Here is a 15,171-nt window from a genome sequence, read left to right on the forward strand (position 1 = left end):
ACTAATTCAAAAAAAGGATGTAGATCAAAGTACATCCTTCAATGCATTTGCAGCAGTGTAAGCACTTCCCACACCTGAGATGTAATGTGTGATCCTTACAGCTTCCATGATCTCTTCCTTTGTTGCACCTGCCTCAAGAGCATGCATTGCAAGCACCTTAACTCCGTTCTCAGCACCCTTGGATGCATCCAGAGCCATTGCAATGAGAAGCTTGTACTTCATTGGCATAGTGCCTTCTTCAAATGCAAGTCCCATGGTGTAATCGAGTAGTTTTGCAAAGTCGGGGTCGTTGTCTTCTATTACTTGTAATGGATTTTCTGTCATTTTTATCATCTCTTTCCTTAGTAGCCCTAATTGAGCATTAATGTATAAATCATCATCTTTTCGTACAGTATACTTTATTATCTTCCAACCCAATATTTATTCATAGTGGGTGTGGAAATATGAATATCTCAATAGTGGAGAACTACATTGACAAGAAGGTCGCAATTGAGCTTGGCAGTTCCAACTATGTTACCGGGAAGATCATAGAGTTCGATGATTTTGGGATACATTTCATAGTAAGTGATGACAATTTCTCGGAGATGATCATCGCCTGGCATGACATCAACAAGATCATTCTCAAACCCGATGAATTCCTTGTTATTAACCCACTATGATTAAATAGAAGGCTTGATATCTGCTTCCTGTTCTATTCTTTCATTTTTCCCGGGTGAGCCATTTGATTGGAAAACTAGTAAAAGACCGTGTGATTGCAGAAAAGCAGGCTATCAATGAATTGTACAATACAGGATACTATGGTCGTCCCAAAGATGATGTCCTGGAACTAACACTTGTAGAAGCTGCTCACCTGCTCTACAGAAATAGACTGGATATCGAGCTTGACGGGCGAGCACTGGGATTTGAGGAGTTCTTCAAGATAGCTTCCTTAAGGCAACAGTATTTCGAGCTCAAGTACATTGTTTACAAGGACCTGAAAGAAAGAGGTTTCTATGTCCAGTCCAGTGTGACTGATTTCAGGGTGTATCCTCGTGGCGGACATCCGGGAAAGACTCCTGCAAAGAGTTTTGTTTATGTGAGGTCTGAGCGCATACCAATGCCACTATCTGATCTCTTAACTTCTGTAAATGCTGCTTCCAACGTCCGCAAACAGATGATCCTTGCAATAGTGGATGAAGAAAGTGACCTCACCTACTATGAAGTTAAAAATGTAAAATTAAAAGGAAAGATGAATGAGAATGTCCTTCCTGAAAAACCCATAAGATCGAGCCTGCTCGAGGACCGTGTCATTATATGGGAATCTTCTTCATCACAATATCTCCACAAGAATGGGTTCTATGGAAAGCCGCTGGATGAAGAGCGCCTGCAAATTTCACTTGTTGAAGCTGCTTACCTTTTGGATACTGGTTTTATTGAGATCGAGAACAGTGCGGATGGCTCCATTCTTAACATAGATGAATTCTCTGATGTCGCTTCTTCCATAGAACCTGATTTCATGCACAAGCTCAGGGCATATACTGACTTGCGTGACAGCGGTTTTGTGCCAAAGACCGGTTTTAAGTTTGGTACTCATTTCAGGGTCTACGATGAGGTCATGTCCACAACTAAAATGCCCCACTCAGATTATCTCGCACATGCCATTCCCAGGGATTATGTTTTCACCCTGCCGGTGATGTCCAGGGCAGTGAGGCTTGCAAATAGTGTAAGGAAAAGAATGCTCTATGCAGCTGAAGACAGGGGTGGCACCGCGTACATAGATATTGGCAGGATCAAGATGTGATTCTGGCTTTATCCGGGCAGTGAATTCCGTATACGCTTATATAGAATCGCGTTTCTTCTTTCAGAAGATGTTTGATATTATAGCCATTGATATTTCAGGCAGACACAGGGTTGATGACCACTACTTCATGGTCTGCGCTGCAATTGCAGCTTCGGTGACTGCGGACCATGTGGAGAAGGTGAATCAGATCAATGTACGGTCGTTTACCAGTGAAACTGCACCTGATATACCTTTGGTCATAAAGATGATAGAGGATACCATCGCGGAACTTGAGTTTGAAGGAACCATTGTAACAGAAGCCGGAGACATGTACAACAAACCCCGATGGCTTATAAACAGCATGTTCCGGGAAGATTTCAAGTATCAGGAATCTCTGGGTGAAAGGCGCTGTATTGAGATCGCACATCATGTCTCATTAAGCTCAAGAAAACTTCTTCTCAGGGAAATGGACTTTTAATACTTGGAACAACATAATTAAATTATTCATGAAACGTGCTATTCTGGTAAAGAGGGACGACCCTCGAAGTGATGAGGAAACTAACGTTAGACAGATGCTTGAGTTAGGGGAGCTGGCGAACTCTGCGGGTTACACCGTTGTTGCTGAGATGACCCAAGCCAGACACCCTGACAGAAAGTATCAGATAGGCAGGGGTAAGGTTGATGAACTGGCAGAGTTGGTGCAGGGTCATGATGCTGAAAAGATTATTTTTTACAATCAACTGAGTACCACCCAGATCTATAATATTTCTGAAACCTGTAGCTGTGAAGTAATCGACAAATTCCAGTTGATCCTAGAGATATTTGCGACCCGTGCTACTACCTCGCGTTCGAAGTTGCAGGTAGAACTTGCCCGTCTGGAGTATGAGCTTCCAAAGGCAAGGACAATAGTCTCTCTTCTGAAAAAGGAAGAACGTCCCGGATTCATGGGTCTTGGTGGCTATGAGGACTCCTACGAGCAGGATATCAAGGGTCGGATAAGCCGTATAAAGAATGAATTGAAGAATATGGAAAAGGACAGTAATTCCCTGCGCAAGCATCGTCAATCCATGGGTTTCACCCTTGTGACCCTTGCAGGATACACCAATGCAGGGAAAAGCACGCTATTCAATGCCCTTGTGGAGGAAGATGTCAAGGTTAAGGACATGCTTTTTACCACACTCGTGCCAACAACCCGTTCCATGAAAGTTGTAGGTAGGGATGTTCTTCTTACAGATACTGTGGGTTTTATTGAAGACCTGCCACACTGGATGGTTGATGCCTTCCGCTCAACTCTTAATGAGATATTCCTGGCAGATGTGGTCCTGCTGACTGTTGACTCCAGTGAACCACTTGAATCTATTCGCAACAAGCTTCTGGTCTGCCACGAGACAATGTGGGATCAACTACAAGAAGTTTCGATAGTGACTGTTTTCAACAAAGTCGATCAATTAACCAAGGATGAATTGGATGAGCGCATTCTCAGCCTTGGATATCTGGCTCCGAATCCTGTTGCAGTATCTGCAAAAACAGATTTTGGTCTTGATGCCCTCAAAGAGGAGTTACGTAAGCATTTGCCCAAATGGGAAAGGGCCAGTGTTCTTCTTCCCATGAACGAAGAGAGCATGTCCATGGTTTCCTGGCTTTATGACCGGGCTGTAATCCACAGTATAAAGTACAGTGATAGTATAGAGCTGGATCTGGAGGCAATGAGCAGGATAGTAGGCAAGGTAAATGATTTTATATCCAAACAGAAAAAAGTTGATTAATTTGTTATGTCAAGAAATGTTTAGTTAGTATCCATAAAATATAAATACATGTAACTCGTTTGTATATTTGCGAACGGGTGTCTTCTCTAATGTACCACCAATCCAAACTAACCACCCACCCAAACAAATTTTATTCTCCCGTTCGCTTAAACTTATTCTTCTACCTTTTAGAATTCTTATAAATTGTTACATTTGAATTGTTACTATGGAATTTCTTCTCATATACATCTTTGTTTTTCCATGAATGGAATTACAGGTCTTGCTGTTATTGTGCAATTGTACTAATAATTGAACTGCTTCTGGAAGAATAAATCAAAAAATCCATGAGAATGATCTGGAAAAATCCACCCAAGTTTATGTCCAGACAAGAACAAACTGAGTAACACAGGTTATATGGAAATCCTGATAATCACTGAATTATAAGCCACAGATATATTCGTCCTGGAGTTGGATGTATCTGTGGTTCTTAATTGATATCTATATATGATTTCAACAAAGCTGTAAAAAACTGTTTAATAAATTATTGTGCATCTGCGCAAGTTATAAATACCACAGAGCCATTTGTATGATTGCGAACGGGTTTCCCTCTCTAATGTACCAACATTAATATCCACCCCCCCCACCCCCCACTCCCCATAAATTCTATTTTCCCGTTCGCTTAAACTTATTCTTCTACCTTTTAGAATTCTTATATATTGTTACATTTGAATTGCTACTATGAAATTTGTTCTCATATACATCTTTGTTTTTCCATGAATGGAATTACAGGTCTTGATGTTATTGTGCAATTGTATTAACGAATGAACTGTCTCTGGAATGGAAAACCAAAAAGCCCATGAGCAGGATTCTGGATAATTCACCCAACTTTATGTCCAGACAAGAACAAATTGGGTAACACAGGTTATATGGAAATCCTGATCATCACTGAATTATAAGCCACAGATATACTCGCCATGGAGTTGGATGTATCTGTGGTTCTTAATTGATATCTATATATGATTTCCACAAAGCTGTAAAAAACTGTTTAATAAATTATTGTGCATCTGCGCAAGGTATAAATACCTCAGAGTCATTTGTATGATTGCGAACGGGTTCCTTCTCTAATGTACCAACATTAATACTCAATCCCAACCACCCCCACCCAAACAAATTCTATTCTCCCGTTCGCTTAAACTTATTCTTTTGTGTTTTGGAATCTTTGCTATCTTTTTGATCTTAGTTGCTATTGCAAGATATGATGTCCATTACATTCGTATTTTTACGAAGACATCAATTCTGGTTACATCAACTTTCAATTGAATGGCTGTAGATATGCGTAAAATATAAATATCGATATGTCGTTTGTATACTTGCGAACGGGTCACTTCTCTAATGTACCACCCACCCCCACACATTTTAATTCTCCCGTTCGCTTAAACTTATTCTTCTGTCTTTGAGAATCCTTATAATCTGTTAGATCTTATTTGCACTATGAGATTCGATTTCCATGTACATTCGTATTTTTCCAAGGATAGTAATGCAGATCTTGATGATATCCTTCAATATGCCTCAAGAAATGGACTGGATGGTTTTGCTATATGCGACCATGATTCCATGGAAGGGGGTATTGAATGTGTAAAAAGGGCAAAAGAGATCGGTTCTGAGCAGATAGTCATTCCCGGCCTGGAAGTCACTTCCTCAAAAGGCCATATTCTTGTTCTCGGTGTCAAAGAGTTGATAGCACCTGGACTAAGCCCGGAAGAAACTATTAAAAAAGCTCATGAGCAGGGTGCTGTAGTAATCATTCCTCATCCCTTCAAGTTGACATCCCATGGCATCGGCTATGTAGAAGGCCTTGATGCCGATGCGGTGGAGGTTCTGAATTCTCGTTGTCTGACAGATGGTCCGAACAACAAGGCACGAAAAGCAGCAGAATCTTTAGGATTTCCTCAGGTTGGTGGGAGTGACGCACACGAGGCGCAGATGGTTGGTAGGTGCTATGCGGATATCGGTGTATCTGAGAGGAATGTTGGGGCGGTACTGGGTGCCATACGTGAAGGTAAGACCCGTGCAGGTGGTAGAAAAACGCCTGCAATGTTTGTTGTGAAACAGTTTTTTGCAGGCCAGAAAAAAAAGATAGGAAAAAGACTGGGCATGAGGTCCTGATAATTACAGGTCTCTGATGGCAGAGGTGATGTCTTCAGGTTCTTCAAGTACTGTGATCCCTTCAAGCTCTTTTATAATTTCCACGTTACGAGTATCGATATCTCTGACCTTCAGTTCCACAGGACCGCCTTTGATGGCATTGTAGTTGCAAAGGTCCTTGCATATTCCGCATCCTTCGCATTCCAGAAGCTCTATCTGGTCTGTGATGGCATTATTAGGACAGTTCTCGCGGGGGGGACAATCTTCGCATTTCTGACAGATCTCCCTGGCAATCCCGAAAGGTAGTTCGGATACGACAACACCTGCAATATCAACCGGTACAACAAATACTGGCACACCACCTTTGACTGCCTGGGCAACGGCATTGCTTACCAGTGAATCAGCTGTTCCATGTGCTATTTTGGACACGGTATTGGAAGTTGCAGGGGTTATAACAAGGGCATCATACTTGTCCAGCAGGAAGCGTCCGGTCTTTGGCCAGCTCTTTCCCTGTTGGCTTTCAAGGAATATCTCCTCAAGATAATCTCCTCCTGATATAAGGGAGAGATCATTCTCCAGTCCATACATTCGGATAACTTCCTCTGCTGCACTGGATAAAAAAGTGTTTATGCGAATATCTCCGATTTCAGATCTCAGCTCCTTAAAGACACTGAAACTCCTATTCAGGAAATGTCCTGCACCTGTAATACCCCAGGCTATCGTCTTTGTCATAGCGGCAGAAAAGGCTTTCAGACTATTATATTTTTCTGCTTTGAAAAAGGTTAGAGGTATTCGTAAATGATCTTCATTGCCTCTTTTTCAGAATCTCCGCCACATTTGTCCACTAGATCTCCATATGCCTTGATGAGCTTCACGTATTTCTCATCGCCTGTCAGATGATATCTGGTGGCATGTATGCATGCCTCGATCACGCCAAAGAGTGCTCTGTTAGGCGCTTTGATCCTGCATTTGTTGATATGTGCGCGTATGGGTACAAGTTCTGCTACAAAGGCTTCTGATGTGAGCTTTGTGTTGACACACTCAAAGACCACCCAGCTCTGTGCCTCCTTAAGGGTGGAGATAGTGATGCCGTCAAAGCTGACGTTTTCAAAAGATGGATCGTCGAGGTCTGTAAAGGTAGAGAGTGCGAATAATTCAGGATCGCTGGTTATATTGGCAACAAGGAGCTTTCCGGATACTACGTTCTCATAGGTTGTTGAACCCTTGAAAAGACGGATGAATGTCTTATCCTTCTTTCTTATAATGCCCATGGGGGCTGCGTTTAGTGTCCACCCATTGGTGGTTGTAACGATTGTTTCGGATATCCCTTCATTTATTCCGAATTTATCAAGATCAAAATCATTTTCCTGCATCAGTACCTGACTCCTCCAAGTAGCGCAATGAATAGGCCGGCTATAATAATATCAGCTGTAGACCCAGGGTTTATTCTTCTCTCCAGAAGCTCTGTGTTAAATTTCCTGATCAAAGGTAGAACCGTATTAAATGTAACATTGTTATTATATAACTCTTCTACTATTATTTGGGCACGCTCTGAAACATAGTTTGCGGTTTCTGTGTCAAATTTAGTGGTTATGAAAGTATCTTCATTCTCGGAAAGGAGCTTAAGAAAACTGTAAACCACGATATCATTTATATCTGAATTCAACTTTCCGTCCAGCAGATCTCCGCTCATACCTTTGACAATCAGGTCTGCACACTCGGTGCATCGCTTAAATCCGTAAACCCATTCATTGGCAATAAGGTCATAGCTGCTAGCAATTTCCATCAAATTATAGAGACTTACATTCTTTTGCTGAAGCTCGTCAATGGAATCCACATTCTGAAGGTCGAACTCATCTACAGGATTCACTTTGACGCCTGCCGTCTCAAAGCAACTATAAAAATCAGCGGCATCAGCGGAATTCGTATTCCTGACAATTGTGTGTGCAAGTTCTGTCAGTTCAGGGATGCTGAATTCTTCCTTCTTTGAAAGGATCCTGCCTGCCGCCATGGCAAGAGGCACGAGTAATATGATGGCGCCAAAATGCGTATTTCCACCTTTCTGCCAACTGACACTTTCTGTGACTGCATTCTTGATAAGCCTTCCAACACCATCATTGCATCCGGATGCTTCTTCCATAACAGGATACATGCTGATAGCCGAGGCAAGAAAATGTTCGTAACGTGTGTCCTCGTAATCATCATAGCGGTCGATGTTGCCGGGCTTTGGTGAAGAGGAGACCTCAAGGCACATGGCAAGCTGGGCACATCGGGCTATATATGAATTTACGGGATAGTTACCTTTTTCCATTTTCAGGCTGGTTATTTCATTCATCTGTCAAAGTGATGGGTTTTTTTGCATTTTTGAGAATATGGTCTGCCAGATCCCTTTTAAGGTTCATGTATTCAGCATCTGAAAGGCCAAGAGTTTCAAGTACGCCGTCTCTTAAGAAACAGGGTTTTGATATCTTACAGCACCATACAAGACTGCCAAAGCATGTACTGTCTCCGTATTCCAGCATAGTTCCCTTTGCAAAATCCCTCTTTATATCTGCAAATTCCTGGGGGGTATATCCAAGCTCATTGAGTTTTCCATGCAGGGGGCATGGTTTTACCGGAAGGCAACAGTATGCAAGTCCACGCAGGTCTCCTTCGCCTCTGCATACGTGCTTGGCTGCATTGTACCATCCTACATTCTCCTGGAGAGTTGAGATATTTGACACTAGCTGGCTGATCAAATTCGGATTATCAAGTACTCCTCTTGCAACAGATATCATATCTGCTCCTCTTGAGAACATTTCCTTTGCAGTGTTAAAATCTGTAACGGAGTTGTTGCATATGAGGAACATTCTGGTGGAATCTCTGATATTCTTTATGAGCTTGAGATCTGCTCCGGCTCCTTCTCTCATTGCATCCACATGCAGGATATCGGCGCCTGCGGCTTCTATCTGCTTTACAAGTTTTGTGTCATCAACGACATTTCCTCTTATCTTTACAGAAAGCAGAACACCTGTTTCCTTGATCTTGCTTATCCATTCACTTAGTTTAGGGATGTCATCGAGCAGCGCCTGGCCGGTGCCAAAATCAGTCATTTCCTTCTGTCTGCAGTGAGCATCCAGCTCAAGGATAGCACCTTCTTCCTTTACAATGGTGGCAGCTTCCAGTAAAGGTTCAATAGTCGTACTTCTCACATTGACTGCAATAGCGCTATCACCTTGAACAGCTTTGATCTCATCACGGATAAGCTTGAAAGCATCGTCTGCTATGAACTCTTCTCTGCCTCTTGCAATCATATCTATAGCGGCTATTTTTGTATCTTCATCAAGGTTATATCCGCCAAGGATCACAAGCCCTGCATCATTTGCATTATCATTTACAAACTGACTATCGGTTATACCGCCCATTGGAGCAAGTGCTATCGGATTTTTAATTTTGATGTATCCTAATTTCAGGTTGAAAAGTTCATCAGTCAAGTTTTTACCTCTGCTTACTGCATTTGAATATGCTGCCAGATACTGCTTGTTTTCATATTAATATATCGCTGTAGTTCTCTGGGTATGGGGTGAACTAGTTTTAGTAAAGGGCTGAAAAAAGACAGTTAAAGGTTACCTCGCAACCTTTCAGCGTGAATAATACTCTTGATCGCAAACTGCAATGCTGCCCTTCTCATGGTACACTTCTCTTCAGCGCAGATTGTATTGACACTATTAAAAGCATTGATCATTGTTTTGTCAAGTTTCTCACGGACCTTTTCCTCATCCCAGTAATCCTGATTAAGATTCTGGATCCATTCAAAATAACTTACAACAACTCCACCTGCATTTGCAAGTATATCGGGTATTACCATTACTCCCTGATCGACAAGCAGCCTGTTTGCATCCATTGTGGTAGGTGCATTAGCAAGCTCAAGGATTATCTTTGCTTTTATGTTCCTGACATTCTCCTGATTAATTTGTCTTGAAAGGGCTGCAGGTATCAGAATATTACAATCTGTTGTAAGGAGTTCTTCATTTGATATATTCTTACTATCCGGGAAATCTGTCACAGTTCCGGTCTGTTTCTTGTGCTCTATGACTTTCAGTATGTCAAGCCCGCCTCTATTGAATATACCACCACTGGAATCGCTTACTGCACATATACTGTATCCTTCTCTGTAGAGGATCTGTGCAGCATTCTTTCCCACATTTCCAAATCCCTGTATCGCTATACTGGTAGTGGACTTGTCCAGGTCCGTACTTTTCAAAGCTTCTTCAAGTATGCATATCCCCCCAAGGGATGTGGCGATCTTCCGTACCTTGCTTCCTCCCAGCTCGACAGGTTTGCCTGTTACGATGGAGGGAACATGCTTTCCTTTTATCTTTTCAAATTCGTCAAGTATCCAGACCATAATATGTTTATCAGTGTAGGCATCAGGCGCAGGGATGTCTTTAAAAGGCCCTATATAATCAGATATCTCTCGAATATAAGCTCTTGTAACTCTCTCAAGTTCACCTCTGCTGAGTTCTTTAGTATTGACGACAATGCCACCTTTTGCTCCTCCAAACGGTATGTCTACAAGGGCACATTTAATAGCCATCAAAAAAGCAAAGTTATTGAGGGTATCAAGTGTAAGTTCCGGATGATATCTGATGCCCCCTTTAGTAGGCCCTCGTGCATCATTATACTGGACTCTGTAACCAACGAACATCTTAGTTTTTCCCGAATCCATGTGGACGGGAAAATGGACTGTAAAGGAGCGTTTTGGCATGTCAAGCAGATCAGTTTCTTCTGAAGAAAGGCTTAGATTTTCATAGACGTTTTCCATCTCCATCATGCAGAGGTTACAGGTCTGTACACTTTCAGAGTGGATTCTCTCGATGTTATTAGTTATCAAAATCAAATTCCCCATTTTTCATTAAACAGCTTAATGTTTTTATGGGGATGTACTAAAAGGTGTCGTAGAAGATGCAATATATCATCTCTCACTTAGGCTGCAAATTGATTAATTCCTGGGGAATCAATACTCAAAACCTAAATACTATCACCGCAAACATTTAAAATAACCATTGATTCAAATCGGTGGATTCAATAATGTGGAGGATAAAAATATGGAATGTCTAGCATGTGGAGTAGAAACAGACAACAAGTATTGTGACAAGTGTGGTAAAGTGATGGATGAGGTTGTACAAAAGGTTGGGGAAGCCCGCTGGAGTGCCATCGATGATTGTTCTTTTATATACCCAATGGTTCTTAGGGTTGCAAAAGGTGAACTTACAGTCAAAGATATTATCCATTCTCTGGAAGTTGAAGACTGATCAACTTCCTCTCTTTTAATATAAAAAAGGAAAAAGGAAGAGTAAGCCAGAGCTTACTTATCCGTTCAGTATATCTTCTGCAACATTTCTGTATGCATTCATCACGTAGTCGATTCCGGTTACCTTTTCTGCTTCTTCAGTAAGTGTCATAAGGTCTTTACGTGAAAGTGTGGAAAGGTTGAATCTTCTGGAACCTGCCATGAGCTGCTGGAGTCCTACTCTTGTCTTTTCAGCATAGGAGTAGATGCCTATTGCACCGAGTGGCATGTTCTTTATTTCGCTGCCATAGCGTTCTTCAAGTTCCTCGTAGTGCACGAAGATCTCTTCAGGTCTCTGTCCGAATTCGGAAACAGTCTTTGGAAGGTCATTTTCGTCAATCCACTTGCCGATGTTCTTACCTACCATACCTGGGATCATGAGGCCACGGCCCATGCATACTGCCTTGAAGTAAGGTGCGCCCATTGCAAGAACCTTGTAGATTCCATCTTCACTTGAGAATCCGCCTGCCATTGCAAGGTCTGGTACTCTCTTACCCATTGAGGTGAGCTTATCTGCAAACTCCTGGACAAGTGACTGGAGGTAGATCGTTGGTGTTCCCCATTCTTCCATCATTGGCCATGGGCTCATACCGGTTCCACCAGGAGCACCATCGTATGTAAGAAGGTCGATCTTAGCGTCTGAACTGTACTTAATAGCCATTGCAGTTTCTGCCATGGAGTATGCACCGGTCTTAAGTGTTATGCGCTTGAAACCGATCTCTCTGAGACGGTCAACTTCTTCATGGAATCCTTCTTCGGTCACGAATCCAAGTCTGGAGTGTCTCTCGAATTCCCTGATAGCTCCAACCTTGTATGCTTCCTGTACGGATGCAAGTTCTGGGTCAGGAGTTACGATGTAACCTCTTCTCTTAAGTTCGATAGCACGGTCGAGGTCCTTTACCTTGATCTCTCCACCAATACATTTTGCGCCCTGTCCCCATTTCAGTTCAATGGTGTCCATGTTGTGTTTGCTGGCAAGGTATTCTGCAACACCTAACTTTGTGTCTTCAACATTCATCTGGACAAGCATTTCACCATAGCCGTCATGGTATTTCTCGTAGAGTGCGATCCTACGGTCCATCTCTGGGGATTCTGTTACTAAACCGTTATTGTCTCTTTTAAGTCCAGGGTCTATACCACAAACGTTTTCTCCACAGACGATGGTGATTCCTGAGATTGCTGCACCGATTGCGAAGTGTTCCCAGTTCTTCCTTGCGATCTCAGTTGAACCGAGTGCACCGGTGAAGATTGGTACCTTCATTTTGACCTTCTTGTCCCATCCATACTCTGTTTCTGTATCTACGTTAGGGAATCTTGCGGTCTCCGGGCTTGGTATTATGTCCTCAGGCATTCCGATAGCGCCAACAGCATATCCCTGGATGTTGATGTGGGAATAGTCAACAGGATAGTTCTTGTCTGCACCGGCAGTGATCTCGCCGAAAGGTCCTGGGTAGAGTACTTCTCGTCCTCTGAAGGTTGCTTTGAATATTTCACAGTTTCCACGGCATCCGTCCACACAGCGGGTACAGATTCCTGAAGTTGGAGCTACGCTTTTTGACCTGTTGAAAGTCCTTGTTGCATCATTTGCATTTGGTTGTCTAAGATTTACCATGCTATTTACTTCCTCTATTTTGAAGCTACTTAACTAATAATGGAATCAGGTATGATCATTATATCAGTAATTTCCTAACCACGGAGTAGCTTATAGTAGGCTAACGGATGTCTATTGCTAACATTTATATTTATCGCTATAATTGGAATTTTGGGTGTTAAAAAAGGCACCGAGATGCCATTTGCTTATTTTTTAATATTTAAAGATATCCATGCAACATCCTTTTAGGCACTTTCATTTGAAATCTTTGCAGGAACTAAAAGTTTGAATACAAAGATGATAACATAAATATTGTGAGGTAGCTGGAAACTTATTCAGAAGGTAAACGGACTAAACCACATCTAATGCCACTCTATCTGCGCTGATCTGTGTCAGGGCATATCCTGCGTATCTCTGGTCAGGAGATGGAAGTAACTCCTGGCTGTATGAAGTACATGTAAAGTACTGTTCCTGCCAAAATGCTGAGCAAAGCATTCCTTTTCCACATATGCAAACTTGCTACTACTGTTATGCATAAGGCCTCAGGAATTCCGAATGGTGCTGACCACAGGGATATGTCTTTGAGGGAGTAGATCACCAGAAGCAGCATTATCATGGCTGGGAAGTCCCTTTCAACTACACTCAGAAAAGCAGGTTGGCTTCTGTTCCTGAAGAAAAGGAATGGTAATGCTCTTGTAAAGACTGTCACAAGAGTTGCTATTAATGTGATGGTCACTATATTGTCATTGAGCATTTTTCTGTACCTCCTCATAGGCCAAAAGTATCAGGGTTCCGATGATGATAGAAACAAGTAGCATGTTCTTAGCTCCTACAAAGGCGAGTGCAAGACCTCCTGCAACGAGTGCCACGACAAAAGGATATCTGTTTTTTGATGAATGATATTGTTCAATGCTCAGGACCACAAAAAGAGCTGTGAGCGAAAACTCCAGTCCGTTCAGGTTGACCTCCAGGGACTGCCCCAGCAGTGCGCCTAAGAAAGTTCCTGTTATCCAGTATAAATGGTTCAAACCTGTAACAAATGTGTAGAACCATGATTTAGGGAGTTCTTCGGGTACATTGCTTGCTGTAATGAGGGCATATGTCTCATCCGTAAGCCCGAATATGAGGTATGGTCTGGCACTCTTGATATCGGAGAACTTTGTAAGTAAAGAAAGCCCGAAGAATGAGTGTCTCAGGTTCAGAAAAAGCATTGTCAGAACTATTTCCAGCATTCCTGCACCGGCTATTATCAATGCTATCGCAAGGAACTGGCCCGCAGCCGAGTATATAAGAATACTCATCAAAACAGCATCTGTCCAGTGGAATCCGTATCTTGTGACAAGCAATCCAAAAGCTATGCCTATGGGTATGTATCCGAACATAACGGGTACTGTAGCCCGGAATGATTCAGCAAGAGTCTTGATCTTAGCATTCTCCATCCCTTTGTAAAAAAAACATTGTTATACTTTAGGTTTTGTGTGGGAAAACATTCAATTCTTATGGATCCCGCACGGAGTATGTACATTCCTGGGTGAATAAAATAGATAAAGCATAAGAGTTCACACTATACTGGAGGTTTAATGCATGTTACAAATTATCAGGTGCCGTGATCTTGGTTTCGATGATGACTTCATTGTTGCCGATAATGATCCTCAGAAAGTGAAAGAAAAGATAATCGATCACGTAAAGACCGAGCACAGGGAAGACTTCGAATCATTTTCCGACTCTCATCAGGAGGAGATTCTCTTAAAGATAGATGTCCTGGTCAAAAGAGGCTGTGGGTGCGGGGTACTCAAGCTGTGAACTGATCTTATCTGGGCTTGACGCTCCCTTTTCCTGATTTGAAATACATATAGATCCCTGCCAGGATAAGTGGGACCATCATTCCGACAATGAAAGTCGGGATTCCTATTTCTGCATAATGGTTACATATGGAACTAATATAACCGTCAGTAGGTCCTGATACAGCTCCTGCAAACATGAAAAGTAAAAGTAATGTAATTACAGCGATACCACCTATAAGGTATCTGTTATATTTCATCCACTACCACCATTTAAAGGTGGTATCAGGTGTCTTATAAATTTTATGTTATGTTATCATCATCTATTTTTTAAGTATGTTTTTATTTAATAGAAAATATTTCTTCATATTATATTTCGCTTAGTTTCCTTCTGTATGCGACAAAGATATATAGTAGATGTCTTACTCTCTTCAACTGAGAGAGGAAGGACGGCCGCCGGGTCATTGACCTGAGGAAAGTCTCCCCATCATCCAGACACACGAGTGCCTGTGAAGGGCACCGGGCGAGAGCCTGGGCAGTTGCAATGCAACTCATGCAGTTTTCTGCATGCTGGCACAGAAACGATACCACTCCATGTTAATGCTGTGATACTGAAAGGTTGAGGTCTCATGGACTGTGGATGGAACGGCGAAACCTCGTGGATGCAAGTCGGAAGTAGGGATAAAATGGTTGTCTGACCATTCCCGAAGTTATTGACGCTTAGCCGAATGCCGTCAATGCAGCTCTTATGGGCGCATCTTCCTGCCAGGCGGGTCGATGTATTGCATCAACAGAAGGGAGCTTACTCTCCTCACTCA

General features: G+C 42.3%; 17 protein-coding genes and 1 other RNA gene. 8 read left to right on the forward strand and 10 right to left on the reverse strand.

The features are described from left to right. Positions 1-24 precede the first annotated feature (24 nt). Positions 25-324: a carboxymuconolactone decarboxylase family protein gene (locus V7O66_RS00545; RefSeq protein WP_406661046.1), complete on the reverse strand. Its 300-nt coding sequence runs from the start codon at positions 322-324 to the stop codon at positions 25-27. A gap of 119 nt (positions 325-443) precedes the next feature. Here V7O66_RS00545 and V7O66_RS00550 point away from each other — a divergent pair, with 119 nt between their 5' ends. The 5 genes from V7O66_RS00550 to V7O66_RS00570 all read left to right on the forward strand — a co-directional run bounded on the left by V7O66_RS00550 (position 444) and on the right by V7O66_RS00570 (position 5,670). After that, positions 444-659: a hypothetical protein gene (locus V7O66_RS00550; RefSeq protein ID WP_406661047.1), complete on the forward strand. Its 216-nt coding sequence runs from the start codon at positions 444-446 to the stop codon at positions 657-659. Positions 660-721: 62 nt separating this feature from the next. After that, positions 722-1,780, forward strand: coding sequence for a tRNA-intron lyase (gene endA / locus V7O66_RS00555; protein ID WP_406661048.1), 1,059 nt, complete (start codon positions 722-724; stop codon positions 1,778-1,780). A gap of 67 nt (positions 1,781-1,847) precedes the next feature. Then, positions 1,848-2,237, forward strand: a complete 390-nt coding sequence (locus tag V7O66_RS00560; protein ID WP_406661049.1) for a DUF2209 domain-containing protein — start codon at positions 1,848-1,850, stop codon at positions 2,235-2,237. A gap of 28 nt (positions 2,238-2,265) precedes the next feature. Beyond that, positions 2,266-3,525 carry a GTPase HflX gene (gene hflX, locus V7O66_RS00565; RefSeq protein ID WP_406661050.1) on the forward strand — a complete coding sequence of 420 codons (1,260 nt, stop codon included), beginning with the start codon at positions 2,266-2,268 and terminating at the stop codon, positions 3,523-3,525. Between the two features lie 1,470 nt (positions 3,526-4,995). Beyond that, positions 4,996-5,670 (forward strand): CehA/McbA family metallohydrolase, encoded by a 675-nt coding sequence (locus V7O66_RS00570; protein WP_406661051.1) that lies wholly within the window; start codon positions 4,996-4,998, stop codon positions 5,668-5,670. Between the two features lie 3 nt (positions 5,671-5,673). On the opposite strand, the gene V7O66_RS00575 is transcribed toward V7O66_RS00570, so the two are convergent. From V7O66_RS00575 to V7O66_RS00595, 5 genes are all read right to left on the reverse strand, one after another. After that, positions 5,674-6,381 carry a dihydromethanopterin reductase (acceptor) gene (locus tag V7O66_RS00575; protein ID WP_406661052.1) on the reverse strand — a complete coding sequence of 236 codons (708 nt, stop codon included), beginning with the start codon at positions 6,379-6,381 and terminating at the stop codon, positions 5,674-5,676. 50 nt (positions 6,382-6,431) lie between these two features. Then, positions 6,432-7,022, reverse strand: a complete 591-nt coding sequence (locus tag V7O66_RS00580; protein ID WP_406661053.1) for a DUF447 domain-containing protein — start codon at positions 7,020-7,022, stop codon at positions 6,432-6,434. Beyond that, the gene (locus tag V7O66_RS00585; RefSeq protein ID WP_406661054.1) at positions 7,022-7,984 is read right to left on the reverse strand and encodes a triphosphoribosyl-dephospho-CoA synthase; all 963 of its coding nucleotides are present in this window, start codon (positions 7,982-7,984) and stop codon (positions 7,022-7,024) included. Before V7O66_RS00585 ends, V7O66_RS00580 begins: the two co-directional genes overlap by 1 nt. Continuing rightward, positions 7,977-9,161, reverse strand: a complete 1,185-nt coding sequence (locus V7O66_RS00590; protein ID WP_406662697.1) for a methanogenesis marker 9 domain-containing protein — start codon at positions 9,159-9,161, stop codon at positions 7,977-7,979. The genes V7O66_RS00585 and V7O66_RS00590 overlap by 8 nt, the downstream gene beginning before the upstream one ends. A gap of 86 nt (positions 9,162-9,247) precedes the next feature. Further along, entirely contained in the window at positions 9,248-10,522 is a 1,275-nt protein-coding gene (locus V7O66_RS00595; protein WP_406661055.1) for a Glu/Leu/Phe/Val family dehydrogenase, read from the reverse strand. A gap of 214 nt (positions 10,523-10,736) precedes the next feature. Between V7O66_RS00595 and V7O66_RS00600 the strand changes: the two genes are divergently transcribed. After that, positions 10,737-10,943, forward strand: coding sequence for a hypothetical protein (locus V7O66_RS00600; protein ID WP_406661056.1), 207 nt, complete (start codon positions 10,737-10,739; stop codon positions 10,941-10,943). A gap of 57 nt (positions 10,944-11,000) precedes the next feature. On the opposite strand, the gene V7O66_RS00605 is transcribed toward V7O66_RS00600, so the two are convergent. The 3 genes from V7O66_RS00605 to V7O66_RS00615 all read right to left on the reverse strand — a co-directional run bounded on the left by V7O66_RS00605 (position 11,001) and on the right by V7O66_RS00615 (position 14,011). Further along, positions 11,001-12,593: an FMN-binding glutamate synthase family protein gene (locus tag V7O66_RS00605; protein WP_406661057.1), complete on the reverse strand. Its 1,593-nt coding sequence runs from the start codon at positions 12,591-12,593 to the stop codon at positions 11,001-11,003. A gap of 397 nt (positions 12,594-12,990) precedes the next feature. Beyond that, positions 12,991-13,326: a branched-chain amino acid transporter permease gene (locus V7O66_RS00610; RefSeq protein ID WP_406661058.1), complete on the reverse strand. Its 336-nt coding sequence runs from the start codon at positions 13,324-13,326 to the stop codon at positions 12,991-12,993. Then, complete coding sequence (locus V7O66_RS00615) at positions 13,316-14,011, reverse strand: AzlC family ABC transporter permease (protein WP_406661059.1); 696 nt, start codon at positions 14,009-14,011, stop codon at positions 13,316-13,318. Before V7O66_RS00615 ends, V7O66_RS00610 begins: the two co-directional genes overlap by 11 nt. A 145-nt stretch (positions 14,012-14,156) precedes the next feature. Between V7O66_RS00615 and V7O66_RS00620 the strand changes: the two genes are divergently transcribed. Then, positions 14,157-14,375 (forward strand): hypothetical protein, encoded by a 219-nt coding sequence (locus V7O66_RS00620; protein WP_406661060.1) that lies wholly within the window; start codon positions 14,157-14,159, stop codon positions 14,373-14,375. 7 nt (positions 14,376-14,382) lie between these two features. Here the strand turns inward: V7O66_RS00620 and V7O66_RS00625 are convergent, their stop codons facing one another. Then, positions 14,383-14,613 carry a hypothetical protein gene (locus tag V7O66_RS00625; protein ID WP_406661061.1) on the reverse strand — a complete coding sequence of 77 codons (231 nt, stop codon included), beginning with the start codon at positions 14,611-14,613 and terminating at the stop codon, positions 14,383-14,385. Positions 14,614-14,790: 177 nt separating this feature from the next. On the opposite strand from V7O66_RS00625, the gene rnpB reads away from it, so the two are divergent. Continuing rightward, an RNA gene (gene rnpB / locus V7O66_RS00630) (RNase P RNA component) lies at positions 14,791-15,170 on the forward strand. Position 15,171: the final 1 nt, after the last annotated feature.

Source organism: Methanolobus sp. ZRKC3 (assembly GCF_045291275.1).
Lineage (GTDB): Archaea > Halobacteriota > Methanosarcinia > Methanosarcinales > Methanosarcinaceae > Methanolobus.

What these genes read in the sequence shown, in the direction of transcription:
- hflX (WP_406661050.1), top strand. Translation starts at nt 2,266, where the DNA reads ATGAAACGTGCTATTCTGGTAAAGAGGGACGACCCTCGAAGTGATGAG.
- V7O66_RS00600 (WP_406661056.1), top strand. Translation starts at nt 10,737, where the DNA reads ATGGAATGTCTAGCATGTGGAGTAGAAACAGACAACAAGTATTGTGAC.
- V7O66_RS00620 (WP_406661060.1), top strand. Translation starts at nt 14,157, where the DNA reads ATGTTACAAATTATCAGGTGCCGTGATCTTGGTTTCGATGATGACTTC.
- V7O66_RS00615 (WP_406661059.1), bottom strand. Translation starts at nt 14,011, where the DNA reads ATGGAGAATGCTAAGATCAAGACTCTTGCTGAATCATTCCGGGCTACA.
- V7O66_RS00605 (WP_406661057.1), bottom strand. Translation starts at nt 12,593, where the DNA reads ATGGTAAATCTTAGACAACCAAATGCAAATGATGCAACAAGGACTTTC.
- V7O66_RS00570 (WP_406661051.1), top strand. Translation starts at nt 4,996, where the DNA reads ATGAGATTCGATTTCCATGTACATTCGTATTTTTCCAAGGATAGTAAT.
- V7O66_RS00610 (WP_406661058.1), bottom strand. Translation starts at nt 13,326, where the DNA reads ATGCTCAATGACAATATAGTGACCATCACATTAATAGCAACTCTTGTG.
- V7O66_RS00560 (WP_406661049.1), top strand. Translation starts at nt 1,848, where the DNA reads ATGTTTGATATTATAGCCATTGATATTTCAGGCAGACACAGGGTTGAT.
- V7O66_RS00585 (WP_406661054.1), bottom strand. Translation starts at nt 7,984, where the DNA reads ATGAATGAAATAACCAGCCTGAAAATGGAAAAAGGTAACTATCCCGTA.
- V7O66_RS00625 (WP_406661061.1), bottom strand. Translation starts at nt 14,613, where the DNA reads ATGAAATATAACAGATACCTTATAGGTGGTATCGCTGTAATTACATTA.
- V7O66_RS00550 (WP_406661047.1), top strand. Translation starts at nt 444, where the DNA reads ATGAATATCTCAATAGTGGAGAACTACATTGACAAGAAGGTCGCAATT.
- V7O66_RS00545 (WP_406661046.1), bottom strand. Translation starts at nt 324, where the DNA reads ATGACAGAAAATCCATTACAAGTAATAGAAGACAACGACCCCGACTTT.
- V7O66_RS00580 (WP_406661053.1), bottom strand. Translation starts at nt 7,022, where the DNA reads ATGCAGGAAAATGATTTTGATCTTGATAAATTCGGAATAAATGAAGGG.
- V7O66_RS00575 (WP_406661052.1), bottom strand. Translation starts at nt 6,381, where the DNA reads ATGACAAAGACGATAGCCTGGGGTATTACAGGTGCAGGACATTTCCTG.